This window comes from Pseudomonas sp. Q1 (assembly GCF_009935975.1).
Taxonomy (GTDB): domain Bacteria; phylum Pseudomonadota; class Gammaproteobacteria; order Pseudomonadales; family Pseudomonadaceae; genus Aquipseudomonas; species Aquipseudomonas palleroniana.
In genome coordinates this window covers 244,861-269,037 of record NZ_QODI01000011.1, presented here as the reverse complement: position 1 = coordinate 269,037, position 24,177 = coordinate 244,861, and the positions used below count along the sequence as shown (strand labels likewise).

The window sequence follows — 24,177 nt, the reverse complement described above, 5'->3', positions numbered from 1 at the left end:
TGTAATCGCGTACAGATCGTTCCCACGCTCTGCGTGGGAATGCCGCTTGTGACGCTCTGCGTCACGCTTTGGGACGCGGAACGTCCCGGTCTGTATTCCCACGCGGAGCGTGGGAACGATCATCAGGCGACCTTGTTCAAGTCGTTATCCCGCGTCTCTTTCAGGCACAGCACCGCAATCAAGCTGAGCAGCGCCGCCGCCGAGACATACCCGCCGACATAACTCAGCCCGCCCATCGCCACCAGCTTGGTCGCGAAGAAGGGGGCGGCCGACGCGCCGACAATCCCACCCAGGTTATACGCCGCCGAAGCGCCGGTATAACGCACGCGGGTCGGGAACAATTCCGGCAACAGTGCGCCCATGGGGGCGAAGGTCACGCCCATCAGGAACAGCTCCAGCGCCAGGAACAGCGCCACGGCCCAGGTTGAGCCATGGGTCAGCAGCGGCTCCATGGTGAAACCCGACAAAATCGCCAGGATCGCCCCGGCAATCAGTACCGGCTTGCGCCCATAGCGGTCACTGGCCAGGGCCGCCAGTGGCGTCGCCAACCCCATGAACAGCACGTCAAAGCACAACAGGGCGAGGAATGTCTCGCGGCTGTAGCCCAGTGTCGACACGCCATAGCTCAGGGAAAAGGCGGTGGTGATATAGAACAGGGCATAGCACACCACCATCGACGCGGCCCCCAGCAGCACTGGTGCCCAATGCTGGCTGAATAACTCCACCAGCGGCACTTTCACCGGAGCCTCTTTGGCCACGGCGTTGGCGAACACCGGGGTTTCGTGCAGCTTCAAGCGTGCATACAGGCCGACCATCACCAACGCGGCGCTGAGGATGAACGGGATGCGCCAGCCCCAACTGCGAAATTGCTCGTCGCTCAGGCTCATGGCCAAAATCAGGAATAAGCCGTTGGCGGCCAGGAACCCAATCGAAGGCCCCAGTTGCGGAAACATGCCGAACCAGGCGCGTTTGCCTTTCGGCGCGTTCTCGGTGGCCAGCAACGCTGCGCCACCCCATTCCCCGCCAAGGCCAAGGCCCTGGCCGAAACGCAGCACGCACAACAGGATCGGCGCCCACGCTCCGATGCTGTCATAGCCGGGCAGCAAGCCAATCAGCGTGGTACACACCCCCATCAGCAACAAGGACGCGACCAGCGTGGATTTGCGGCCGATGCGGTCGCCAAAGTGGCCAAACAGCGCCGAACCCAGCGGGCGGGCGATAAAAGCGATACCGAAGGTCAGGAACGACGCCAGCATCTGGGCAGTACCGGAGGTCTGCGGGAAGAACACCGGGCCGATCACCAGCGCCGCAGCGGTGGCATAGATGTAGAAATCGTAGAATTCGATGGCAGTGCCGACGATGCTCGCCGTGGCGACCCGTGCGGTCGAGTTGCTCTGGGCGGCGCTCGCGGCCTCGTTGTAGGTGGTGCTCATGGCAGTATCCCTGACAGTCATTGCGCGTTTGGACGCGGATTTTTATTGGTCGAACACCCAGGGTTCAGGGCAGTGCGCGGAGTGGCTCGGGATGGGAGCAAACACCGGTCAGACAGGATGGTGCGGTGCCTGGACGCGCTCAGTGCGGGTAGCACGCGGTCGGGCGGGGCTTGGATAAGCCGCCCGATTATAGGAAGGGGGTTGCAGTTCCAACAAGAGGGTCAGGCGGCGACCGGCACCCGGCTGGTGTGCCAGATCAGCACTTTGCTGACGCGGTTGTCCTCGGTCTCGAGGATTTCCAGGCGATAACGGCCGATTTTCAGGCACACCGCGCAGTCGGGAATGGTCTCCAGCGCTTCGGTCACCAGACCGTTGAGGGTCTTGGGGCCGTCGCTGGGCAGGTGCCAGCCCAGGCTCTTGTTCAGCTCGCGGATCGAGGCGGCGCCGTCGATGATGTAGCGGCCGTCTGTCTGGGCTTCGATATGCGGGTTGTCCGAACTTTGCTCGCTTTCGAATTCGCCGACGATTTCTTCGAGGATATCTTCCAGGGTGACGATGCCCAGCACTTCGCCGTATTCGTCCACCACCATGCCTAGGCGGCGTTGCTGTTTGTGGAAGTTCAGCAGTTGCAGCTGCAGGGGCGTGCTTTCCGGTACGAAGTAAGGCTCATGGCAGGCGGCGAGCAACGCTTCCTTGGTCAGGCTGGCATCGGGCAACAAGTGCTGGATCTGCCGCGTGTTGAGCACGGCTTCGACCTGGTTGATGTCGCTGTGGAACACCGGCAGGCGGGTGTGCTGGGAGGTGCGCAGTTGTTCAATGATCTCTTCGGTCGAGTCGTCCAGGTTGATCCCGTCCACCTCGCTGCGAGGCACCAGGATGTCGTTGACCGTGATGTTGTCCAGCGCGTGGATACCCGGCAAGCCAGGCGTTCGGCCTTCGTCCGAGTCTGGTTGCGGCTCATCGTCATGCTCGGGCAACGGCTGGTCGCTGTTTTTTACCACGCCGGATTTACGCGCGAACGGGCGCAGCAGCAACAGGCTGATGCCATTGAGCAGCCAGGCCAGGGGGTAGAGGATTTTCAGGGGGATGCCCAGCAGCGCATTGCCAAACCCCAATACGGCCTGTGGCTGGCGGGTGGCCAGGGCGCGGGGCAGGTAGTCGGCGAGTATCAGCAACAGCGCGCAGGCAATCAGCCAGCCGAGCCAGGGGCCGTTCTGCGCCCAGGCGTAGATGGCCAGCAAGGTGCAGAGAATCACCACGCCAGCGCGGCACAGGCTGTTGCACAGGATCAGGCTGTTACGCGGGAAGCTCAGGCGGGCGGCGGCCTTGTCGCCCTGGCGTGTACCGGGGCGCAGGGCCAGCAGGTGCTGTTGTGCGGCTTCGATGGCGGTAAACAGCGCCGCCCATAAAATCAGCAGGGCGATTACCGCGAGCATCGGCCCCAGGGGCAAGTTGTCCATTTTTGCTGCCCGTCAGATATGCAGGATGTATTCGCGAACCAGCTTGCTGCCGAAATAGGCCAGCATCAGCAGGCAGAACCCGGCCAGGGTCCAGCGGATCGCCTTGTGCCCGCGCCAGCCAAGGCGGTTGCGCCCCCACAGCAGCACGCTGAACACCACCCAGGCCAGGCACGCCAGCAGGGTTTTGTGCACCAGGTGCTGGGCGAACAGGTTTTCGACGAACAGCCAGCCGGAGATCAGTGACAGCGACAGCAGCGTCCAGCCGGCCCACAGGAAGCCGAACAACAGGCTTTCCATGGTTTGCAGCGGTGGGAAGTTCTTGATCAGCCCGGACGGATGTTTGTTTTTCAGCTGGTGGTCCTGCAACAGCAGGAGCAGAGCCTGGAACACCGCAATGGTGAACATGCCGTAGGCCAGGACCGACAGCAGGATGTGAGTCAGGATGCCGGGCCCTTCATCAATGACCTGCACGGTGCCGGTCGGCGTGAAGTGCGCCAGCAGTACCGTCAATGTTCCCAGCGGGAATAGCAGGACCAACAGGTTCTCGACGGGAATGCGGTAGCACGCCAGCAGGGTCAGCGCGATGACGGCGGCGGCGATCAGGCTGGCGGCGCTGAAAAAGTCCAGGCCCAGGCCGACCGGTGTCATCAGGTGGATGAACAGGCTCGTGGCATGGGCCAGCAGGGCCAGGACGCCAAGGCCGACGAGCAGACGTTTGTCCGCTTTAGTGCCTTGGGCCAGACGAGTGCCCTGATAGAGGGTCGCAGCGGCGTACAAGATGGCGGCGGCGAGGCTGGGTAGCAAGCTGGGTGACAAAGGGAGCATAAATCCTGATAGACAAGCCCGAAAGGCGTTGAGTTTGGCATACCCCCGCGTTCCACGAAAGACTCCCGGGCCAGACAGCGGGTGTGCATGGGCGCAGTCTTCGCTATAATCCGCGATCTGCCCACGCCGCAGGCTCGCCGAGCGCTGTTTTTAATAGCGATTTATCACAGCCTGGGCTGCCATTACCTCGGTCTACCATTGCACTTCGATGAATAGGGCCTGAAAGGATCGCGCATGTTTGAAAACTTGACTGACCGTCTCTCGCAGACGCTGCGCCACGTTACCGGCAAGGCCAAGCTGACCGAGGACAATATTAAAGACACCTTGCGTGAAGTACGCATGGCGTTGCTGGAAGCCGACGTGGCCTTGCCTGTGGTCAAGGACTTCGTCAACTCGGTCAAGGAGCGCGCGGTCGGCACCGAAGTGTCGCGCAGCCTGACGCCGGGCCAGGCTTTTGTGAAGATCGTCCAGGCTGAACTCGAAAGCCTGATGGGCGCGGCCAACGAAGATCTGAACCTCAGCGCCGTGCCTCCGGCCGTTGTGCTGATGGCCGGTCTGCAAGGTGCGGGCAAGACCACCACCGCCGGCAAGCTGGCGCGCTTCCTTAAAGAGCGCAAGAAAAAGTCGGTCATGGTGGTGTCGGCCGACGTATACCGTCCGGCGGCAATCAAGCAGTTGGAAATGCTGGCGGGCGAAGTGGGCGTGACCTTCTTCCCGTCCGACCTGAGCCAGAAGCCGGTCGACATTGCTAACGCTGCTATTAAAGAAGCAAAACTCAAATTCATCGACGTGGTCATCGTAGATACCGCCGGTCGCCTGCACGTCGACGAAGAGATGATGGGCGAGATCAAGGCGCTGCATGCCGCGATCAACCCGGTCGAGACCCTGTTCGTGGTCGACGCCATGACCGGCCAGGATGCGGCCAACACGGCCAAGGCTTTCGGTGACGCGCTGCCGTTGACCGGTGTGATCCTGACCAAGGTCGATGGTGATGCCCGTGGCGGTGCCGCGTTGTCGGTGCGTGCTATTACCGGCAAGCCGATCAAGTTCATCGGTATGGGCGAAAAGAGCGAAGCGCTCGAACCGTTCCACCCTGAGCGTATTGCTTCGCGCATCCTCGGCATGGGCGACGTACTCAGCCTGATCGAACAGGCCGAAGCGACCCTCGACAAGGATAAGGCCGACAAGCTGGCCAAGAAGCTGAAGAAGGGCAAGGGCTTCGATCTCGAAGACTTCCGCGACCAGCTGCAACAGATGAAGAACATGGGCGGCCTTGGCGGCCTGATGGACAAGCTGCCGAACATCGGCGGTGTGAACCTGGCGCAGATGGGCAATGCCCAGGGGGCGGCAGAGAAGCAGTTCAAGCAGATGGAAGCCATCATCAACTCGATGACCCCGGCCGAGCGCCGCGACCCTGAGCTGATCAGCGGTTCGCGTAAGCGCCGGATCGCCATGGGTTCCGGCACCCAGGTGCAGGACATCGGTCGCTTGATCAAGCAGCACAAGCAGATGCAGAAGATGATGAAGAAGTTCTCCGCCAAAGGCGGCATGGCCAAGATGATGCGCGGCATGGGCGGTATGTTGCCCGGCGGCGGCATGCCAAAAATGTAAAAGTTTCGAGCGGGAGCGTGCTCCTGCTCCGCCCCACAAGGATGTGGGATCTCCAGCAAACCCGCCGTTGGCGGGGGCTGACTCGCCGTTTTAACCGACGGCCCTATAGCAGATCTGAATGGCACGCCGATAGGCGCCAGAAAAAGACATTTGCAAAAGTCCGGATATTCCTTAGAATATGCGGCCTTTCGGGCACCTATGCCCGCTGTGCATTTAGATTTGCAGCACCGACTACAGGAACGATGTTCACATGCTAACAATCCGTCTTGCCCTTGGCGGCTCCAAAAAGCGCCCGTTTTACCACTTGACCGTAACTGACAGCCGCAACCCACGTGACGGCTCTCACAAGGAACAAGTTGGCTTCTTCAACCCGATCGCTCGTGGTCAAGAAGTTCGTCTGTCCGTGAACCAAGAGCGCGTAGCCTACTGGCTGAGCGTTGGTGCACAACCATCTGAGCGTGTTGCTCAGCTGTTGAAGGACTCGGCTAAGGCCGCGGCCTGAGCAACATGAGCGCGACGCCAGCTGTTGCTGATGATTTGATCGTTATCGGCAAGATTTATTCTGTTCATGGCGTTCGCGGCGAAGTGAAGGTGTATTCCTTTACTGATCCGACTGAAAACCTGTTGCAGTACAAAACCTGGACGCTCAAGCGCGAAGGGAGTGTGAAACAGGTCGAGCTGGTCAGTGGACGCGGGAGCGATAAGTTCCTGGTCGCAAAGCTCAAGGGTCTTGATGATCGTGAAGAAGCTCGTCTTCTGGCCGGTTATGAGATCTGCGTGCCGCGCAACCTGTTCCCTGAATTGACCGACGGCGAGTACTACTGGTACCAGCTGGAAGGTCTGAAGGTTATTGATCAACTCGGGCAACTGCTTGGGAAAATCGATCATCTTCTGGAAACCGGCGCCAATGATGTAATGGTGGTCAAGCCTTGCGCTGGCAGCCTGGATGATCGCGAACGCCTGTTGCCCTATACGGAGCAATGCGTGTTGGCCGTCGACCTGGTCGCAGGCGAGATGAAGGTGGAATGGGACGCGGACTTCTAAGCGTGGCTAATTTGCGCATTGAAGTGATCAGTTTGTTTCCCGAGATGTTTTCCGCCATCAGCGAGTACGGCATCACCAGTCGGGCGGTGAAACAGGGGCTGTTGCAACTTACCTGTTGGAACCCGCGAGACTACACGACGGATCGACATCACACTGTGGACGATCGCCCATTTGGCGGTGGCCCGGGCATGGTGATGAAGATCAAGCCCCTGGAAGACGCGTTGGTTCAGGCCAAGGCTGCAGCCGGGGAGAAGGCGAAGGTAATTTACCTGTCCCCTCAAGGCCGTCAGCTGAAACAGGCTGCGGTACGCGAACTGGCGAATGAGGAAGCATTGATCCTGATTGCCGGTCGCTATGAAGGCATTGACGAGCGTTTTATTGAAGCTCATGTCGATGAAGAGTGGTCGATTGGGGACTATGTCCTGTCTGGCGGCGAGCTGCCGGCGATGGTCCTGATAGATGCGGTTACACGACTGCTGCCTGGAGCTTTAGGGCATGTGGACTCTGCGGAGGAAGATTCCTTCACGGATGGTTTGCTGGATTGCCCGCACTACACCCGACCGGAGGTGTATGCGGATCAGCGTGTTCCCGACGTATTGCTAAGTGGCAATCACGCACACATCCGGCGTTGGCGTTTACAGCAGTCCCTTGGTCGGACCTATGAACGACGCGCCGATCTTCTGGAAAGCCGCTCGCTTTCTGGAGAAGAGAAGAAGCTGCTCGAGGAATACATCCTCGCGCGGGACGATAGTTAACAACGTATCGATGGTAGGTCCATTGACTTACCTTAGGAGCACAGCATGACTAACAAAATCATCCTTGCACTCGAAGCAGAGCAGATGACCAAAGAGATCCCTACCTTTGCCCCGGGCGACACCATTGTCGTTCAGGTGAAAGTGAAGGAAGGCGACCGTTCGCGTCTGCAAGCGTTCGAAGGCGTGGTAATCGCCAAGCGTAACCGTGGTGTGAACAGTGCTTTCACTGTTCGTAAAATCTCCAACGGTGTTGGCGTAGAGCGTACTTTCCAGACCTACAGCCCGCAAATCGACAGCATGGCCGTCAAGCGTCGCGGTGACGTACGTAAAGCCAAGCTGTACTACCTGCGTGACCTGTCCGGTAAAGCAGCTCGCATCAAGGAAAAACTGGCTTAAGTCCAGCTTCCCGATGCAGAAAAAAGCAGCCTACGGGCTGCTTTTTTGTGCCTGAAATTTGTCTATTTGCCGGTATTGTCCATGACCACCCGCCTCGAAGAAATCCAACGCCGCACCGACCTGTCCGTCACTCACGTCACCAAGGCGGTGTTCCCGCCGACCACCAATCACCACAACACCTTGTTCGGCGGCACTGCCTTGGCCTGGATGGACGAAGTGTCGTTCATCACCGCCACGCGTTTTTGCCGCCTGCCGTTGGTGACGGTTTCCACTGATCGGATTGACTTCAACCATGCGATACCGGCCGGCTCCATCGTCGAGTTGATCGGCCGCGTGATCAAAGTGGGCAATACCAGTCTCAAGGTCGAAGTGGAAGTCTTCGTCGAGAGCATGAGCGCCGATGGCCGCGAGAAGGCGATCCAGGGCGTATTCAGCTTTGTAGCGATCGATGCCGACAAACGCCCGGTGCCGGTGTTGCCTGGGTTTGTTGACTGATTTATCCGGCTGCGCAGGTTTGCGGTTGGATCACTGCCAGCAAGGTCCAGCCGGCGGTGGGCTTCAAGCTGCTGTCCGGGGTGATGACGTGCACCCAGCCGCTGGTATCGCGGGCAAACAGCAGTGTCGCGCGATCACCATGCAGTGCCTGGTACTGCTCCAGCCCAAACCCCTCCGTGAGATGCGTGCTGTATAGCTCGGCGCCCTGGCCCAACAGGCTGGCGAGTTTGGTATAGCTCAAGGGTTGACTGCCCAGCAAGTGCCCGCGGTGCTCGTGGCTGGCCTTGTGTTTATCGGTGCGGCGGCTTTCCTGGCTGCTGGCCAAGGCGAACAGGCGATGGCCGAAGTCGTGGCGAAAACGCATGGCGGCCAGGGTATTCAGCTCGCCGGAGGGGGAGAGTGCCAACAGGTGCCCCAGCCCAACCAGATCCAGATGCGATTCGGCGTGTTGTGAAGCAGGATTGCCGAAGTAAGTGGGCAGTCCTTCCATGCGGCTGGCGCGGATGTTTTCCCAGCTTGAGTCGGTCAGCAACACGCGGCTGCCCAGTTGCTGCAGGGCCTTGCCCAGGATGCGCGCCGGGCCATTCGCACCGACGATCAGAAAACCGCTGGGCGCAGGCTCGGCGACTTTCAGCAGACGGGCCAGCGGGCGTGCCGTGGCGCTTTGCAGGACCACGGTGCCGATGATCACGGCGAACGTCAGTGGAACCAGGAGTAATGCGCCTTCATGGCCCGCCTCATCCAGGCGAATGGCGAAGATCGCTGAAACCGCTGCGGCCACGATCCCGCGTGGGGCGATCCATGACAGCAGCGCACGCTCGCGCCAATTCAGCCCGGAACCCCAGGTTGAAAGCACGACGTTCAAGGGGCGTGCGATAAATTGAATGACCAGCAACAGAATCAGCACCAGCGGCCCCAAGGCGATCAAGGCATTCAGGTCCAGGCGCGCTGCCAGCAGAATGAATAGCCCGGAGATCAGCAGCACGCTGAGGTTTTCCTTGAAGTGCAGGATGTGCCGCACATCCACGCCCTTCATATTGGCCATCCACATGCCCATGAGGGTCACCGCCAGCAGGCCGGACTCATGCATCACCAGGTTGGCGGCGATGAATATCCCCAACACCCCCGCCAGTGTGGCCAGGTTGTGCAGGTATTCGGGCAGCCATTGCCGACGCATGATCTGCCCCAGCACCCAGCCGCCGGCAATACCGAACAGGCTGCCGCACAGGATGACCCCGCCGAAGGTCAGCAGGCTGTGGCTGAGGCCGTCGCCCGATGCGCGGGCGATGATGAAGCTGTAGACCACCACGGCCAGCAGCGCGCCGATCGGGTCAATGACAATGCCCTCCCAGCGCAGGATATTGGCGATGGACGCCTTGGGGCGCACCACCCGCAGCATGGGCACAATCACGGTGGGCCCGGTGACCAGGGTCAGGGTGCCGAACAAGAGGGCGAGCAGCCAGTCGAACCCCAGCAGCCAATGGGTGGCAACGGTAATCACCGCCCATGTCGACAGGGCGCCGAGCGTGACCAGGCGATGGACGACGCTGCCGATTTCCTTCCATTCCGAGAGGTGCAGGGTGAGGCTGCCTTCAAACAGAATCAGTGCCACGGCCAGGGATACCAGGGGCATCAGCAGCGGGCCGAACATTTCCTGGGGATTGAGCCAGCCCAGCACCGGGCCCGCCAGGATGCCGCTCAACAACAGAAACAGGATGGCTGGAAGTTTCAGGCGCCATGCCAGCCATTGGCAGGCCAGTGCGGCTACACCAATGCCGCCCAGTGCCAGCAGGATCTGTTGTTCGTTCATTGAAGCTCCCTGTTCCTTGAAATAGCGGGCTATGAAAGACTAGTGGGCCTTGTCACAGTTCACTAAATAATTCGCGCAAAGCCCTGTGCTGCGCCGCTTGAGTGCCCATGCCTGCCATTGACCACCCGCTGATCGACCGCTTCCTTGACGCTTTATGGCTGGAGAAAGGCTTGTCGGACAACACCCGCCAGGCCTACCGCAGCGATTTGGCCCTGTTCAATGGCTGGTTGCAGGAGAAAAATCTCGAACTGATCAATGCCGGTCGCGAGTTGATCCTGGACCATCTGGCCTGGCGCCTGGAGCAAAACTACAAGCCGCGTTCCACTGCACGATTTCTCTCTGGTGTGCGTGGTTTTTATCGCTACTTGCTGCGGGAAAAGCTGATCGCTGTCGACCCGACCCTGCAGGTCGACATGCCGCAACTCGGTAGGCCTCTTCCCAAATCCTTGTCGGAAGCCGATGTGGATGCCTTGCTCGCCGCGCCCGACCTCAGCGAGGCCATCGGCCAGCGTGATCGCGCCATGCTCGAAGTGCTGTATGCCTGCGGCCTGCGGGTGACTGAACTGATCAGCCTGACTCTGGAGCAGGTCAATCTGCGCCAGGGGGTATTGCGGGTGATGGGCAAGGGGAGCAAGGAGCGCTTGGTGCCGATGGGCGAGGAAGCGATCGTGTGGGTCGAGCGCTATATGCGCGATGCCCGCAGCGAATTGCTCGGTGGGCGGCCCAGTGATGTACTGTTTCCCAGCCTGCGCGGCGAGCAGATGACCCGCCAGACCTTCTGGCACCGCATCAAGTACCAGGCCAAAGTGGCCGGGATTGGCAAAGCGTTGTCACCCCATACATTGCGTCACGCCTTTGCCACCCATTTGCTCAACCATGGGGCGGATTTGCGGGTCGTGCAAATGTTGCTGGGCCACAGCGACTTATCCACAACCCAGATCTACACCCACGTCGCGCGTGCGCGTTTGCAGGACATGCATGCCAAACATCACCCGCGTGGCTGAAAACCGCCAATTTATCCGGCTACGGGCTGCCCTGCGGCCCAACTGTGGTAGGCTTTGCCGGTTAGTAAGGGGGACGGCGCCTGTGTTTATAGCCCGGTGTCTTCAAGCGGTGCTCCGCACCCGTCCCTGCATCTGCCTTCAGGAGTTCCCATGCGCTTGACCCAGATTATTGCCGCCGCAGCCATTGCGTTGGTTTCCACCTTCGCATTCGCCGATGACGCCGCCGAGCAGACCATCCGCAAAAGCCTGGCCAACCTGCAACTCGACACCCCGATCGAAAGCATCAGCGCCAGCCCCATGACCGGCCTGTATGAAGTCAAGCTCAAGGGCAGCCGTGTGCTGTATGCCAGTGCCGATGGCCAGTACATCGTCCAGGGCTACCTGTTCCAGCTCAAGGACGGCAAGCCGGTCAACCTGACCGAAAAAGCCGAGCGCCTGGGTGTGTCCAAGCTGATCAACGGTATCCCGGTGGCTGAAACCGTGGTCTACCCGGCCATTGGCGAGACCAAGACCCACATCACCGTATTCACCGACACCACCTGCCCGTACTGCCACAAGCTGCATGCCGAAGTGCCTGCGCTGAACAAGCTCGGCGTGGAAGTCCGCTACGTCGCGTTCCCGCGCCAGGGCCTGGGCTCGCCGGGTGACGAGCAATTGCAGGCGGTGTGGTGCTCGACCGACAAGAAGGCGGCCATGGACAAGATGGTCGATGGCAAGGAAATCAAGGCGGCCAAATGTGCCAATCCGGTTTCCAAGCAGTTCGCACTGGGCCAGTCAATCGGCGTGAACGGTACACCGGCCATCGTTTTGGCTGACGGTCAGGTAATTCCGGGCTACCAGCCGGCACCACAAGTTGCCAAACTGGCTCTGAGCGCCAAGTAAATCAGCGTCGTCGAACCTTTGACGACCATGGCCCGCCGACAGATCGACGGGCCATCAATTGAAAGCCGCAGTCGTGCGGCTGTTTTCCACGGCCGACCTAGCGTCGGCCGTTTCATGGGGAGTTCTTCAGTGAAACCGGTCAAAGTAGGCATCTGTGGGTTAGGGACCGTCGGTGGCGGTACCTTCAACGTACTTCAGCGTAACGCCGAAGAAATTTCCCGCCGCGCAGGGCGTGGGATTGAAGTGGCGCAAATTGCCACGCGTTCGCCAAAGCCTCAGTTCCAAACGACCGGTATCGCGATTACCAACGATGTCTTCGAAGTGGCCACCAACCCTGAAATCGATATCGTCATCGAACTGGTCGGCGGCTACACCGTGGCGCGTGAGCTGGTGCTCAAGGCCATCGAGAATGGCAAGCACGTGGTCACCGCCAACAAGGCGCTGATCGCCGTACACGGCAACGAAATCTTCGCCAAAGCCCGCGAGAAGGGCGTGATCGTTGCGTTCGAAGCCGCCGTGGCGGGCGGCATCCCGGTGATCAAGGCGATCCGTGAGGGCCTTTCCGCCAACCGTATCAACTGGGTGGCCGGCATCATCAACGGCACCGGCAACTTCATCCTCACCGAAATGCGCGAGAAGGGCCGTACCTTCGAAGACGTGCTGGCCGAAGCCCAGGCACTGGGTTATGCCGAAGCCGACCCGACGTTCGACGTCGAAGGCATCGACGCCGCCCACAAGCTGACCATCCTGGCGTCCATCGCCTTTGGTATCCCGCTGCAGTTCGACAAAGCCTACACCGAGGGGATCACCAAGCTGACCACCGCCGACGTGAACTACGCCGAAGCCCTGGGCTACCGCATCAAGCACCTGGGCGTGGCGCGCAGCACTGCGGCCGGTATCGAGTTGCGTGTACACCCGACCCTGATCCCGGCCGATCGCCTGATCGCCAACGTCAATGGCGTGATGAACGCGGTGATGGTCAACGGTGACGCGGCGGGCTCGACCCTGTTCTACGGCGCTGGCGCCGGCATGGAGCCGACCGCTTCGTCGGTGATCGCCGACCTGGTGGACGTGGTTCGCGCCATGACCAGCGACCCGGAAAACCGTGTCCCGCACCTGGCCTTCCAGCCGGATTCGCTGTCGGCCCACCCGATCCTGCCGATCGAGGCCTGCGAAAGTGCCTACTACCTGCGCATCCAGGCCAAGGATCACCCGGGCGTATTGGCCCAGGTGGCAAGCATCCTGTCGGAGCGCGGTATCAACATCGAGTCGATCATGCAGAAGGAAGTCGAGGAACAGAACGGCCAGGTGCCGATGATCCTGCTGACCCATCGCGTGCTCGAGCAGCATATCAACGACGCCATCACCGCGCTGGAAGCCCTGCAGGGCGTGGTCGGCCCGGTGGTACGCATTCGTGTCGAACACTTGAGCTAACCGATTTGATCCAGAGGCCCCGTGTGTGCGGCGGCCTCTGTTCGAGAATGTTTTAGAGGAGCCAGTCATGCGTTATATCAGCACCCGCGGCCAGGCACCGGCCCTGAATTTCGAAGACGTTTTGCTGGCGGGCCTTGCCACTGACGGCGGCCTGTACGTGCCGGAAAACCTGCCACGTTTCACCCAGGAAGAAATCGCTTCGTGGGCCGGCCTGCCGTACCACGAACTGGCGTTCCGGGTGATGCGCCCGTTCGTTACCGGCAGCATTCCGGACGCGGATTTCAAGAAGATCCTGGAAGAGACGTACGGTGTGTTTTCCCACAACGCCATCGCGCCATTGCGTCAACTGAACGGCAACGAGTGGGTACTCGAGCTGTTCCACGGCCCGACCTTGGCGTTCAAGGACTTCGCCTTGCAATTGCTGGGTCGCCTGCTCGACTACGTGCTGGAGAAGCGCGGCGAGCGTGTGGTGATTATCGGCGCGACCTCCGGTGATACCGGCTCGGCGGCTATCGAGGGATGCAAGCACTGCGAAAACGTCGACATCTTCATCCTGCACCCGCACAAGCGCGTGTCGGAGGTGCAGCGTCGCCAGATGACCAGTATTTTGGGTGACAACATCCATAACATCGCCATCGAAGGCAATTTCGATGACTGCCAGGAAATGGTCAAGAACAGCTTCGCCGACCAGAGCTTCCTGAAAGGCACCCGCTTGGTGGCAGTGAACTCGATCAACTGGGCGCGCATCATGGCCCAGATCGTCTACTACTTCCACGCCTCGCTGCAGTTGGGCGGGCCGGCGCGTTCGGTGTCGTTCTCAGTGCCAACCGGCAACTTCGGCGACATCTTCGCCGGTTACCTGGCGCGCAATATGGGCTTGCCGATCAACCAGTTGATCGTCGCCACCAATCGCAACGACATCCTGCACCGCTTCATGAGCGGCAACCAGTACGTCAAGGAAACCCTGCACGCCACCTTGTCGCCTTCCATGGACATCATGGTGTCGTCGAACTTCGAACGCCTGCTGTTCGACATGCACGGGCGCAACGGCGCAGCCATTGCGGGCTTGATGGACAACTTCAAAAGCGGTGGTGGTTTCAGCGTTGAGCAAGAGCGCTGGACCGAGACCCGCAAACTGTTTGACTCCCTGGCCGTGGACGATGCGCAGACCTGCGAAACCATCGCTGAAGTCTATGCCCAGACTGGCGAACTGCTTGACCCGCATACTGCCATCGGCGTGAAGGCCGCCCGTGAATGCCGTCGCAGTCTGGATATCCCGATGGTGATCCTCGGCACTGCTCACCCGGTAAAATTCCCGGAAGCGGTGGAGAAGGCCGGGGTGGGCAAGGCGCTGGAACTGCCGGCGCACCTGACTGACCTGTTCGAGCGTGAAGAGCGTTGCACGGTGTTGGCCAATGACCTGAAGGCTGTGCAGGCGTTTGTCAGCCAGCATGGCAACCGCGGTAAGCCGCTGTAAGGCAAACCACGTAGGCAAAAACGCCGCTTTCCCTTCCCTGGGTCAGCGGCGTTTTTTGTTTCTGGCGTCCTCGGACACCCCGAAAAACAGTCCCCCGTGCGTAAGCACTTAGGTGCGACCGTTTTTTCGTTGTCATGTTGCAAGCGCATGCTGGTCCAAGTCACACCCTAACGGCCCCATAAAGACGAAAAAGCGAACTTTCCTACGTCACAACCAGTCACTTAGGATAGATGCAGCTCCCGTTGAAACGATTGTTCCCGAACTATTGAGTGGTGATCGAGATGGAAAGTATCAGCCTATTGCTCGAAGAAGCACTGAGCCCTTATCAGGTTACGTTGACCACCGCGGGTGTGCAGGACGAGTGCCTGGTCACTGTGAAGAACCCTGCCGGCGCCATCGTGGTGGAGCGTGAAGTCGATCGCGCACAATTGACCGATAAGCGCGTCCTGGTGGACGTGGTGGATTGCCTGCTGCGTGACCTGAAGATTGCTGAGGGGCGCCTGGAGCCGTCGGTGATCGCGGCTTTGCGCAACGCCGCCCAGACCCGCAGCACCGCCTGCGCATGAAGAATTGTTCATCTGTGGAAACTTCCCACAGCAAGCTCGGTCAGATTTTTTAACAGCAAGAGCAAACATTGTGCTCCGGTGTTTGTGGCTTGCTGTACTGGTCTTTGTAGGCCACGTTTAACCCCGAGTTGTCTCCCCACTGCTCGGGGTTTCTTTTTGCCTGAAATTTGTCAGGGCAGCGGCGAAACCTGGAAAAAGTGCGGGTTGTCCTTCAAATACCGCTCGCGCATGTGCGGGTCGAGCCATAGCGCATAAGCGTTCTGCACATCGGCCTGTGGCAGGCCTTCCAGTGCCTGATTGATCCGCGCGATGGCCCGGCGCCCCTCGACGGTGTCCGAACACCCGATGTAGATGCGTTGGTAAGGCGCAGCGCCTTTTATCGCAAGGAACATCAGGTCATCAGGGGCTATGCCCTGTCGTGTGGCCTGGTAGCGGATTTCCGTCCAGTAACCAAGCACGGCTTCCAACCGACCCAGGCGTTGCATTTGCAGCAGGCTGCCCAGGGCGTCATTACCGTAATGCAGGGCGAGCTTGTGCGAATCGGTCTGCTTGAGACGCTCATCGATCGCCGGTCCGTAGCTGCGCTCAGCGATGGCCCCAAGGCGGGCGTCGGGGGTTTGCAGGAATGCCTGCAGGTCAAACTTCCCATCGACGATAAACGGTGCCATCGCTTCCCGCTGGCTGCGACGGATCATCACCCCATTGCTGAGTACCACGAATGCCTGTTCGGAAAAGGCCACGTACGCTGCTCGCTCCTGGGTCCACAGCACTGAGGGGTCGCAGGTCAATGATGGGTTGCGCAGCATCTGCATGCCGCGGGCACGATTCACGTGCAGCACCTGATGGTGATATTCCGGCAGCTGCGCTTCAAGCATCGGTATCAGGTGGTCCAGTGCCCCATGATCTTTTTGCGGTCCTTCGAAGATAGTCAGTGGTGGCAGGTCGCGCAGCAGCCAAGTCAGTGTGTCTTCGGCGCTGGCCGATAGGGGCCAACTGAGGGTTATCACGCTGGCCAGGCACGCGTGCATGAACCTGCGCAGGGCGCGGCGAGTCATCAGATCGCGCCATCCTCACGCAGACGGGTAATGGCGGCGGCGTCGTAGCCCAGCTCATTGAGAACCGTGTTGTTGTGTTCGCCCAACTGCGGCCCGACCCATTCACAACTGCCCGGTGTGTCCGAGAGCTTGGGCACGATCCCCGGCATCTTGAAGTCCTTGCCGTCCGGCAGCTGTGCCTTGAGGAACATCTCGCGGGCCAGAAATTGTGGGTCGCCCAGCATGTCTTCAGCGCTGTAGATGCGACTGGCGGGCACCTCGGCTTGGTTCAGGACCTCTATCACTTGAGCCAGCGGCAGCGAATTGACCCAGCGATCAATCACGCCGTAGAGCTCATCACGACGGCTGTCGCGCCCATCGTTGCCGGCCAGTTGCGGATCGTTGGCCAAGTCCTCACGGCCAATGGCGACCATGAAGCGTTTAAAGATCGCATCGCCATTGGCGCCGATCTGCACGTGCTTGCCATCGGCACTGGTATGGATCGAGGAGGGTGTGATGCCCGGCATGATGTTGCCGGTGCGCTCGCGGATGAACCCGAACACGTCGAACTCCGGAATCATGCTTTCCATCATCGCGAAAATGGCTTCATACAACGCCACGTCCACCACCTGCCCCAGGCCACCGTTGACCTCCCGATGACGCAACGCCATCAACGCGCCGATGACCGCCCACAACGCGGCAATCGAATCACCGATAGAAATCCCGGTACGCACCGGCGGACGATCTTCGAAGCCGGTGATGTAGCGCAAGCCGCCCATGGACTCACCCACCGCGCCGAACCCCGGCTGGTCCTTCATCGGCCCTGTCTGGCCGAAGCCGGACAGACGCACCATCACCAGTTTTGGGTTCAGTGCATGCAGGGTTTCCCAATTGAGGCCGAGTTTCTCCAGGACGCCGGGGCGGAAGTTTTCGATCAGGATGTCGGCGTCCGCCAACAGCTGCTTGAGGATCGCCAGGCCGTCCGGATGCTTGAGGTTCAGCGTCAGTGACTGCTTGTTGCGCGCCTGCACAAACCACCACAACGAGGTGCCTTCATACAGCTTGCGCCATTTGCGCAGCGGGTCGCCGCCGTCCGGAGATTCGACCTTGATGACCTCTGCGCCAAATTCGGCGCAGATACGCGACGCAAACGGGCCGGCGATCAGGGTGCCCAATTCGATGACTTTCAGGCCGGCGAGTGGTTTGGCATTAAACGACATGAGGTTCCTTGTCTGCTCAGGACGGTGGTGTGATGCCTTTTAACATAGGCGAGCGGCGCACGGATAAGGATGATGCAGCGCAGTATTCGTTGAATGGCCCTCGCATCGGGTAGACTGGCAACCTTTCCCAGTCTACTAGAAGCCCGTTCATGGCCCAGCCGTCCACGACCTACAAATTCGAACTCAACCTCACCGACCTTGACCGTTCGGTGTACGAAAACGTCAAGCAGACCATTGCCCGCCACCCTTCGGAAACCGAAGAACGCATGACTGTACGCCTGCTGGCCTATGCCCTCTGGTACAACGAGCAGTTGACGTTTGGCCGCGGTCTGTCAGATGTAGACGAGCCGGCCCTGTGGGAAAAAAGTCTGGATGACCGTGTTCTGCACTGGATAGAAGTCGGCCAACCTGACGCCGACCGCCTGACCTGGTGTTCACGCCGTACCGAGCGCACCAGCCTTTTGGCCTATGGCAGCCTGCGTGTGTGGGAGGGCAAGGTGGTCCCGGTGGCGAACAACCTGAAGAACGTAAATATCGCGGCCGTGCCGCAGGACGTCCTCGAGACCCTGGCCAAGGACATGCCCCGCGTTATCAAGTGGGATGTGATGATCAGCGAAGGCACGATGTTCGTCACCGACGACCGTGGGCAGCACGAAGTGCAATTGCAATGGCTGGCCGGCGAGCGCGGTTGAAAACAAGCCAGCCAGTTCCTCATTTACCCAAAGAGATTTCCCAAGCGTCCCATGCGTATCGATCCTCGCCCGTTGCCTGCTGTCCTGCCGTTTCTCGGTGACTTGCCACCGTTGTTGACCCGTTTGTACGCCGCACGCGGGGTGCAGTCGCAAGCCGAGCTGGACAAGAGCCTGGCGCGGTTGATTCCCTACCAGCAGCTCAAGGGCATCGACGCGGCGGTAGACCTGTTGGTGACGGCCCTGGAGCAGCGCCAGCGCATCCTGATCGTCGGTGACTTCGATGCCGACGGCGCCACGGCCAGCACCGTGGGCACCCTGGGCCTGCGTCTGCTGGGGGCGGCCCATGTGGATTACCTGGTGCCGAACCGATTCGAGTATGGGTACGGTTTGACCCCGGAAATTGTCCAAGTGGCGCTGCAGCGTCAGCCGCAGTTGCTGATTACCGTGGACAACGGCATTTCCAGCGTCGAAGGTGTGGCGGCGGCGAAGGCGGCGGGTTTGAAGGTGCTGGTCACTGACCACCACTTGCCCGGGGATGAGTTGCCGGCGGCGGATGCCATCGTCAACCCGAACCAGCCGGGCTGCGAGTTTCCCAGCAAGGCGCTGGCCGGCGTAGGGGTGATCTTTTACGTATTGATGGCCCTGCGCGCCCGTTTGCGCAGCCTGGGCTGGTACGACAGCCAGCCGCAACCGAATATCGGTGAATTGCTCGACCTCGTGGCCTTGGGCAGTGTCGCCGACGTGGTGCCGTTGGATGCCAATAATCGCATCCTGGTGCATCAGGGTCTGGAGCGCATCCGTGCCGGTCGCGCCCGGCCGGGGATCAAGGCGATCCTCGAAGTCGCCAAGCGTGATCACGCGCGCATTACGTCCACCGACCTCGGTTTTATCCTGGGGCCACGGCTCAACGCTGCCGGGCGCCTGGATGACATGAGCCTGGGCATTGAGTGCCTGCTCACGAGCGACTTTGCCGCGGCACGGGAAATGGCTGCGCAACTTGATGGCATGAACCAGGACCGCAAATCCATTGAGCAAGGCATGCAGCGCGAGGCGCTGGCTCAGCTCAAGGACTTGCCGGTGGAGTCGATGCCTTATGGCTTGTGTCTGTTCGACCCGGAGTGGCACCAGGGTGTCATCGGCATTCTGGCGTCACGCATGAAAGAACGCTATTTCCGCCCGACCATCGCTTTTGCCGATGCCGGTGATGGGCTGCTCAAGGGCTCTGGGCGCTCCGTACAGGGTTTTCATATCCGTGATGCCCTGGCCGTCGTGGCGAGCCAGCATCCCAACCTGATCACCAAATACGGCGGCCACGCGATGGCGGCTGGCCTGACGTTGCCCGAGGCGAATTTCCCACTGTTTGCCCAAGCGTTTGATGCTGAAGTACGTCGGCAACTGCGTGAGGAAGACCTTACGGGGCGCCTGCTGTCTGACGGCACGCTGGCGGTGGAAGAATTTCATCTGGAGCTGGCACGCGCACTGCGACATGCCGGGCCTTGGGGGCAACACTTCCCGGAGCCGTTGTTTCACGGGGTGTTCCAGTTGGTGGAGCAGCGCGTGGTCGGTGAGCGGCACCTGAAAGTAGTGCTCAAGAGCGAATGCGGGTCGGTGAAGCTTGATGGCATTGCGTTTGGTGTGGACCGAGAGGTCTGGCCGAACCCGAGCGTGCGTTGGGTTGAGTTGGCCTACAAGCTGGATGTGAACGAGTTTCGAGGCAATGAAACAGTGCAGTTGATGATTGCGCACATAGAACCGCGCTAGATCTGAGCAACACCCCCAAAACAACAGTGGGAGGGGGCTTGCTCCCGATTACGGTGTGTCAGTCAACGATGATGTGACTGACTTGCCGCTATCGGGAGCAAGCCCCCTCCCACAGTTTGTTGGGTGTAAAGGAATTACTCGGTTTTGTCCTTGGCCTGGTGCTTCACGATGATATCCACCAGGCGCTTGGCCAGTGCCGGGTAGTTCTCATCGAAGTGATGCCCGCCTGGCAGCTTCACGGCTTCGCCCACGGCAGTCTTGTCGGTGCAGCCGCTCTCGTCGACTTCTTCGGCGCCGTAGATGCACACCACTTTGTCAGCCGGCAGCTTGGCCATTTCCGGGCCGGTAGCGGCTTCTTTGCCCGCGTTGCCCAGCCAGCCTTCCACTTCGATTTCAAAGCTGCCGGTACGTGCGAAGGCCAGCAGGATGATCGCGTCAACCCGTTGCTGTTCGTTTTCCGGCATGCGGTTGTAGATGGCAGGCAGCACATCGGCGCCGAACGAGTAGCCGGTCAGTACGAAGCGCTTGGTGCCCCACTTCTGCCGGTAGTGTTGCATCAGTTCGGTGAGGTCCTTGGCGCTTTGCTCAGGGGTCTTGTGCTGCCAGTAGTAGCGCAGGGTGTCGATACCGACGACCGGGTAGCCGATCTTGGCCATTTCACCGGCTACGTCGCGGTCCAGGTCGCGCCAGCCGCCATCACCGGAGAGGAACAGGGTGACGGTGTCCTTGGCTTGGCCGGCCGGCACTTCAACCACGGGAATCGCCAGGCCGCCGTTGTCCGAACCCACCAGTTGCTTGCGCAGTTCGTTGTTCAGCACTTGTGGGTAGTGAATGTCGTAGTCGCTGATGCTGGTGGTCGCGCGCGGGGTATCACGTACGAAACTGGCGCTCTCGTCGTCGGGGTTGTCGTTCCAGGCCACCAGCCAGTTGCCATGGGCGGCGGTTTTCGGCAGCGGGTCCTTGCAACCTTCCTGCACTAAAGCGAAACCGACGGAGATAGCGTTGGCCTTGTCATCGTTCTGTGTGGCGAGCCAGCGCCATGCCAGTGCCGCACCCGGGCCGATACCGCTGACCAGGGTCGCCGGGCCTTTAAGCTGGCCCAGAGCGCTTTGCAGCGCTTGTTCCTGCAACGTGCAGTCACCCTTTGGCAGGATGACCTGAACGATTTGTGCCTTGCCGCCCTGGCTCAGGGCAATCAGCTGGCTGTCGCTCAGGACTTCATCGGCCAGCACGGCTACCGCCACGCGGGCTTTCGGTGTGCCGTTGGGGGTTACGCGGGTCATCACCGAACCATCGGCCTGAGGCAATTGTTCCAGGATCGGTTGCGGGGCAGGGCGGTTCCAGTACCAATAGCCACCGCCTGCAATCAGGACGAGCAGCACTACGATGGCCAATACATACCGCCAGGAGCGTCGAATCATCAGCGTTTCACCAATCCAGTCAAGCCGCCTGCAATCAGGGCGGCGGTATCGGCCAGTGCCACCAGCGGATCAAGTCCTGCGGGCACGGCCATGTAACGGGGTTCCCAGTCGGGCTGGAACTTGTCTTTGAAGCGGCGCAAACCTTGGAAGTTATACAGTTGCTCGCCACGACGGAACACCATCGAACCCAGACGCTGGGTCAGCGGGGCACCGCGGCGTGGCTGCAAGCCTGACAAGGGCACCATGCCGAGGCTGAAGCGGGCGTAGTCATGGTTCTTATAGTGTTGAATCAGGCCAACCATCATGAATTCCATGGTCAGCTTGGGCGCGTCGGGGTGGGCGCGCATCAGGTCGAGGCTGGCCAGGTCGTGGTTGTAAGTCTCGAGCAGGTTGGCGAAGGCCACCGGGCGCCCTTCGAAGCGGACGATCGCAATTCTGAAGTGCTTGAGGTAGTCGTCGCTGAAGCGTCCCAGGGAGAAGCCTTTTTCCCGTACGTTCTTGCCGGTCAGCCAGGCATCGGAGATGACTTTGAGTTCATCCATCGGGGCCTGGCCCTGATCGAAGATCTCCAGGGACAGACCGTCCCGGGTGCCACGGTTCCAGGTGTAGCGCAGGTCCTTCATCTCTTTGCCCTTGGCTTCCAGGTCAAAGCGTTTCAGGTCGACGCGGGCCTCTTCGCCCAGCTTGATCGCGGTGAGGCCGATATCCATGTAGTACGGCAGGTTCTCGGCACGTACCTGATAGAACACCGGGCGGGCATGATGGATGTCGCACAGGTCGCGGAACTGCCAGATCATTTCGGCGCGCGGCTGGGTCGGCCCGATCGGATCATACAAGGCCACCAGGCTGCGTCCGCGACGGGCGTACATCAGGAAGGCTTCGTCGTTGGGGTGGAACAGCAACGCCTTGTCGCCGGTCAGCGCCAGGCCGCCGTCGGGCTGGGAGGAGGCCATCAGGATCCTGGTGGCGCGTTCCAATTCATCCGGTGTCGGCAAGTGAATGATCGGGCGTGCGGTACGCAGCAACCAGGTCAGTGAGACGATCACCAGCAGCACCGCCGCGCCCAGCAGCGAGCGCAGGCCGCGTGGGGCGTTGGCGTCCAGGGTGAATTGCCACCACAGCTGGTGGCTGTAAGGCACGTCTTGATAGGCGAACAGCAGCAGCCAGATCGAGGCCCCCAGTACGCACACGCTGGCCACCAGGTACAACGGCGAGAACGGCAGTTCGGTCAAGCGGCTGGCGCGGTAGAACGAACGACGGAAGATCGCCAGCAGCACGGCGGTCATGATCATCAGGCTGGCTTCTTCCCAGTCGAAGCCTTTGAGCAGGGAGAGCAGGGCGCCGGTCAACAGCAGCACCATGGTCAGCATCCAGGCGGCGGACAAGCGTCGACGCAAGCCCTGGGCGAGCAGCAGGCACAGTACGCCGATCAGGCTGGCACCAAAGTGCGAGGCGTCAATCAGGCGGTGGGGAATCAGGAAACCGATGTTTTCCAGGCGTGAGTCGATTTCCGGGGTTGCGCCGGAAAACAGCAGGACCACGCCGGACAAAAAAACCAGTACGGCCAGTACGGGCGCCGCGAGACCGGATGCCACCCGCAGGCTCTGCTGGGTCTGGAACAGGCGTTGGGCTTCGTTGACCAGCAGGAAGATACAGGCGATCAACAGCGGCAGTACCACGTAGATCATGCGGTACAAGAGCAAGGCTGCCGCCAGCGGTGCCGCGCCGAGTTTGTCGGCGAACGCGGCCAGCAGAATAGCTTCGAACACGCCGACACCGCCCGGTACATGGCTGAGCACGCCTGCGGCCAGGGCCAGCAGGTACACCAGCAGGAACGGGCCAAACGGCGGGGCTTCCGGCAACAGCATATAAAGGACGGTCGCGGCAGCGGCGACGTCCAATGCGGTAATAATCAATTGCAGGAAGGTCAGGCGACGGCCTGGCAGGCGCAAGGTACGACGCCCGGCCTTGACCAGCAGATTGTCCGGGTAAGGCTGTTCGGGCAGGCGGCGGCGATAAATGCCGATGCACAGCACCGCCGACAGCACCAGCACCGCGCCGGCAATACCGCCCAGCAAGCTTTGCGGCAAATGCAGGTAGGTGGACGCCGCCGGCAGGTTGCTCAGCGTGGCCAATGCGGCCAGCGGTGGCAGGGCGGTGCCCAGGGCCAGGCTGGCGAACACGGTCATGTGGGCGACTTCAGTGGCCCCGATACCGTGGCGGGCATATAAACGATAGCGCACCGAACCACCCGAGAGCATCGACAGGCCAATGGCATTGCCGATGGCAAAGGCGGTGAAGCCGCCCATGGCCAGGGTTTTGGCGGGCAGTGTCACGCCGGCATAGCGTGCGCCGGAAAATTCATAGCCCAATAGAATGATAAAGCCGGCGACCGCTGCGGCAAACGCACCCAGCAGCGCCGGCTTGGGCACTTCCAGGATCGAGTCGTGGAGGGCGTACAGGTCCAGTTCCAGCAACAGGTGTCGGCAGGCGATCAGGGCGATTGCGAACAGCAACAGGGTGACGGCCAGCCCGATGGGTTGGCGGTACTTGCTCAACAGATCTATCCAGCGCAAGCGGGTGGGTGGGATCGGTTGTTCTGCTGTGACGGTGTCTTGTGGTTCAGACGAGTTGGCGCGCATCAATCACCTCGTGGATCGTGCGCGACAGGATGGAGGTATCGAGCCAAGTTACCAATCCCTATGGACAAAATAATTACAAATATTAACGCGTATCGCCGGGAGCGGCGACTGCGGCCATTGGTCGTAGAGGGTCTTGCTTGAGTACTGAGCATAGCTTGCAATGACATGGACTCTGCAAACCGTGTACGGTTTCATGAAAGATGCCATGCCATTGT

The 24,177-nt window shown here is 60.5% G+C and carries 21 protein-coding genes; 13 read left to right on the top strand and 8 right to left on the bottom strand.

Translation table 11 applies throughout. The features are described 5' to 3' along the window. Positions 1–122 precede the first annotated feature (122 nt). The 3 genes from DK870_RS19295 to DK870_RS19285 all read right to left on the bottom strand — a co-directional run bounded on the left by DK870_RS19295 (position 123) and on the right by DK870_RS19285 (position 3,718). On the bottom strand, positions 123–1,433 hold the full coding sequence (locus DK870_RS19295) for an MFS transporter (protein ID WP_161549405.1): 1,311 nt from the start codon (positions 1,431–1,433) through the stop codon (positions 123–125). 221 nt (positions 1,434–1,654) lie between these two features. Next, on the bottom strand, positions 1,655–2,893 hold the full coding sequence (locus DK870_RS19290) for a transporter associated domain-containing protein (RefSeq protein WP_060754277.1): 1,239 nt from the start codon (positions 2,891–2,893) through the stop codon (positions 1,655–1,657). 12 nt (positions 2,894–2,905) lie between these two features. Then, positions 2,906–3,718, bottom strand: coding sequence for an inner membrane protein YpjD (locus DK870_RS19285; RefSeq protein ID WP_060754276.1), 813 nt, complete (start codon positions 3,716–3,718; stop codon positions 2,906–2,908). Between the two features lie 234 nt (positions 3,719–3,952). On the opposite strand from DK870_RS19285, the gene ffh reads away from it, so the two are divergent. The 6 genes from ffh (at position 3,953) to DK870_RS19255 (ending at position 8,019) form a co-directional block, all read left to right on the top strand. Continuing rightward, a complete protein-coding gene (gene ffh, locus DK870_RS19280; RefSeq protein WP_060754275.1) occupies positions 3,953–5,329 on the top strand; it encodes a signal recognition particle protein in 1,377 nt (458 codons plus the stop codon). Positions 5,330–5,579: 250 nt separating this feature from the next. Next, complete coding sequence (rpsP, locus tag DK870_RS19275) at positions 5,580–5,831, top strand: 30S ribosomal protein S16 (protein WP_025854836.1); 252 nt, start codon at positions 5,580–5,582, stop codon at positions 5,829–5,831. Positions 5,832–5,836: 5 nt separating this feature from the next. Beyond that, complete coding sequence (gene rimM / locus DK870_RS19270; RefSeq protein ID WP_060754274.1) at positions 5,837–6,373, top strand: ribosome maturation factor RimM; 537 nt, start codon at positions 5,837–5,839, stop codon at positions 6,371–6,373. Further along, positions 6,355–7,128: a tRNA (guanosine(37)-N1)-methyltransferase TrmD gene (gene trmD, locus DK870_RS19265; RefSeq protein ID WP_174554031.1), complete on the top strand. Its 774-nt coding sequence runs from the start codon at positions 6,355–6,357 to the stop codon at positions 7,126–7,128. The genes rimM and trmD overlap by 19 nt, the downstream gene beginning before the upstream one ends. 45 nt (positions 7,129–7,173) lie before the next feature. Next, the gene (gene rplS / locus DK870_RS19260) at positions 7,174–7,524 is read left to right on the top strand and encodes a 50S ribosomal protein L19 (RefSeq protein ID WP_003175895.1); all 351 of its coding nucleotides are present in this window, start codon (positions 7,174–7,176) and stop codon (positions 7,522–7,524) included. Between the two features lie 81 nt (positions 7,525–7,605). Next, positions 7,606–8,019, top strand: coding sequence for an acyl-CoA thioesterase (locus DK870_RS19255; RefSeq protein ID WP_003193963.1), 414 nt, complete (start codon positions 7,606–7,608; stop codon positions 8,017–8,019). A 1-nt stretch (position 8,020) separates the two neighbouring features. Here the strand turns inward: DK870_RS19255 and DK870_RS19250 are convergent, their stop codons facing one another. Continuing rightward, complete coding sequence (locus DK870_RS19250; RefSeq protein WP_161549404.1) at positions 8,021–9,829, bottom strand: sodium:proton antiporter; 1,809 nt, start codon at positions 9,827–9,829, stop codon at positions 8,021–8,023. Between the two features lie 107 nt (positions 9,830–9,936). Here DK870_RS19250 and xerD point away from each other — a divergent pair, with 107 nt between their 5' ends. From xerD to DK870_RS19225, 5 genes are all read left to right on the top strand, one after another. Continuing rightward, positions 9,937–10,833, top strand: a complete 897-nt coding sequence (gene xerD / locus DK870_RS19245; RefSeq protein WP_090368769.1) for a site-specific tyrosine recombinase XerD — start codon at positions 9,937–9,939, stop codon at positions 10,831–10,833. A 150-nt stretch (positions 10,834–10,983) separates the two neighbouring features. Continuing rightward, positions 10,984–11,715: a thioredoxin fold domain-containing protein gene (locus tag DK870_RS19240; protein WP_161549403.1), complete on the top strand. Its 732-nt coding sequence runs from the start codon at positions 10,984–10,986 to the stop codon at positions 11,713–11,715. 129 nt (positions 11,716–11,844) lie between these two features. After that, a complete protein-coding gene (locus tag DK870_RS19235; protein WP_060754270.1) occupies positions 11,845–13,149 on the top strand; it encodes a homoserine dehydrogenase in 1,305 nt (434 codons plus the stop codon). Between the two features lie 67 nt (positions 13,150–13,216). Beyond that, the gene (gene thrC, locus DK870_RS19230) at positions 13,217–14,626 is read left to right on the top strand and encodes a threonine synthase (protein ID WP_090368774.1); all 1,410 of its coding nucleotides are present in this window, start codon (positions 13,217–13,219) and stop codon (positions 14,624–14,626) included. Positions 14,627–14,907: 281 nt separating this feature from the next. Continuing rightward, the gene (locus DK870_RS19225; protein WP_060754268.1) at positions 14,908–15,192 is read left to right on the top strand and encodes a DUF3509 domain-containing protein; all 285 of its coding nucleotides are present in this window, start codon (positions 14,908–14,910) and stop codon (positions 15,190–15,192) included. A 170-nt stretch (positions 15,193–15,362) separates the two neighbouring features. Here the strand turns inward: DK870_RS19225 and DK870_RS19220 are convergent, their stop codons facing one another. Both DK870_RS19220 and DK870_RS19215 read right to left on the bottom strand, forming a co-directional pair. Next, positions 15,363–16,247, bottom strand: coding sequence for a TIGR02285 family protein (locus DK870_RS19220; RefSeq protein ID WP_161549402.1), 885 nt, complete (start codon positions 16,245–16,247; stop codon positions 15,363–15,365). Beyond that, entirely contained in the window at positions 16,247–17,446 is a 1,200-nt protein-coding gene (locus tag DK870_RS19215) for a CaiB/BaiF CoA-transferase family protein (protein WP_161549401.1), read from the bottom strand. The genes DK870_RS19220 and DK870_RS19215 overlap by 1 nt, the downstream gene beginning before the upstream one ends. Before the next feature lie 149 nt (positions 17,447–17,595). Here DK870_RS19215 and DK870_RS19210 point away from each other — a divergent pair, with 149 nt between their 5' ends. Both DK870_RS19210 and recJ read left to right on the top strand, forming a co-directional pair. After that, positions 17,596–18,138 (top strand): YaeQ family protein, encoded by a 543-nt coding sequence (locus tag DK870_RS19210; protein ID WP_090368781.1) that lies wholly within the window; start codon positions 17,596–17,598, stop codon positions 18,136–18,138. Between the two features lie 51 nt (positions 18,139–18,189). Beyond that, positions 18,190–19,899, top strand: coding sequence for a single-stranded-DNA-specific exonuclease RecJ (gene recJ / locus DK870_RS19205; protein WP_060754264.1), 1,710 nt, complete (start codon positions 18,190–18,192; stop codon positions 19,897–19,899). Between the two features lie 134 nt (positions 19,900–20,033). Here recJ and DK870_RS19200 read toward each other — a convergent pair whose 3' ends face one another. Both DK870_RS19200 and mprF read right to left on the bottom strand, forming a co-directional pair. Then, the gene (locus tag DK870_RS19200) at positions 20,034–21,320 is read right to left on the bottom strand and encodes a virulence factor family protein (protein ID WP_060754263.1); all 1,287 of its coding nucleotides are present in this window, start codon (positions 21,318–21,320) and stop codon (positions 20,034–20,036) included. Next, entirely contained in the window at positions 21,320–23,962 is a 2,643-nt protein-coding gene (gene mprF, locus DK870_RS19195; RefSeq protein WP_090368783.1) for a bifunctional lysylphosphatidylglycerol flippase/synthetase MprF, read from the bottom strand. Before mprF ends, DK870_RS19200 begins: the two co-directional genes overlap by 1 nt. Between the last annotated feature and the right edge of the window lie 215 nt (positions 23,963–24,177).

Coding starts and splice junctions, on each gene's coding strand:
- DK870_RS19295 (WP_161549405.1), bottom strand. CDS start 1,433: ATGAGCACCACCTACAACGAGGCCGCGAGCGCCGCCCAGAGCAACTCG.
- DK870_RS19290 (WP_060754277.1), bottom strand. CDS start 2,893: ATGGACAACTTGCCCCTGGGGCCGATGCTCGCGGTAATCGCCCTGCTG.
- DK870_RS19285 (WP_060754276.1), bottom strand. CDS start 3,718: ATGCTCCCTTTGTCACCCAGCTTGCTACCCAGCCTCGCCGCCGCCATC.
- ffh (WP_060754275.1), top strand. CDS start 3,953: ATGTTTGAAAACTTGACTGACCGTCTCTCGCAGACGCTGCGCCACGTT.
- rpsP (WP_025854836.1), top strand. CDS start 5,580: ATGCTAACAATCCGTCTTGCCCTTGGCGGCTCCAAAAAGCGCCCGTTT.
- rimM (WP_060754274.1), top strand. CDS start 5,837: ATGAGCGCGACGCCAGCTGTTGCTGATGATTTGATCGTTATCGGCAAG.
- trmD (WP_174554031.1), top strand. CDS start 6,355: ATGGGACGCGGACTTCTAAGCGTGGCTAATTTGCGCATTGAAGTGATC.
- rplS (WP_003175895.1), top strand. CDS start 7,174: ATGACTAACAAAATCATCCTTGCACTCGAAGCAGAGCAGATGACCAAA.
- DK870_RS19255 (WP_003193963.1), top strand. CDS start 7,606: ATGACCACCCGCCTCGAAGAAATCCAACGCCGCACCGACCTGTCCGTC.
- DK870_RS19250 (WP_161549404.1), bottom strand. CDS start 9,829: ATGAACGAACAACAGATCCTGCTGGCACTGGGCGGCATTGGTGTAGCC.
- xerD (WP_090368769.1), top strand. CDS start 9,937: ATGCCTGCCATTGACCACCCGCTGATCGACCGCTTCCTTGACGCTTTA.
- DK870_RS19240 (WP_161549403.1), top strand. CDS start 10,984: ATGCGCTTGACCCAGATTATTGCCGCCGCAGCCATTGCGTTGGTTTCC.
- thrC (WP_090368774.1), top strand. CDS start 13,217: ATGCGTTATATCAGCACCCGCGGCCAGGCACCGGCCCTGAATTTCGAA.
- DK870_RS19225 (WP_060754268.1), top strand. CDS start 14,908: ATGGAAAGTATCAGCCTATTGCTCGAAGAAGCACTGAGCCCTTATCAG.
- DK870_RS19220 (WP_161549402.1), bottom strand. CDS start 16,247: ATGACTCGCCGCGCCCTGCGCAGGTTCATGCACGCGTGCCTGGCCAGC.
- DK870_RS19215 (WP_161549401.1), bottom strand. CDS start 17,446: ATGTCGTTTAATGCCAAACCACTCGCCGGCCTGAAAGTCATCGAATTG.
- DK870_RS19210 (WP_090368781.1), top strand. CDS start 17,596: ATGGCCCAGCCGTCCACGACCTACAAATTCGAACTCAACCTCACCGAC.
- recJ (WP_060754264.1), top strand. CDS start 18,190: ATGCGTATCGATCCTCGCCCGTTGCCTGCTGTCCTGCCGTTTCTCGGT.
- DK870_RS19200 (WP_060754263.1), bottom strand. CDS start 21,320: ATGATTCGACGCTCCTGGCGGTATGTATTGGCCATCGTAGTGCTGCTC.
- mprF (WP_090368783.1), bottom strand. CDS start 23,962: ATGCGCGCCAACTCGTCTGAACCACAAGACACCGTCACAGCAGAACAA.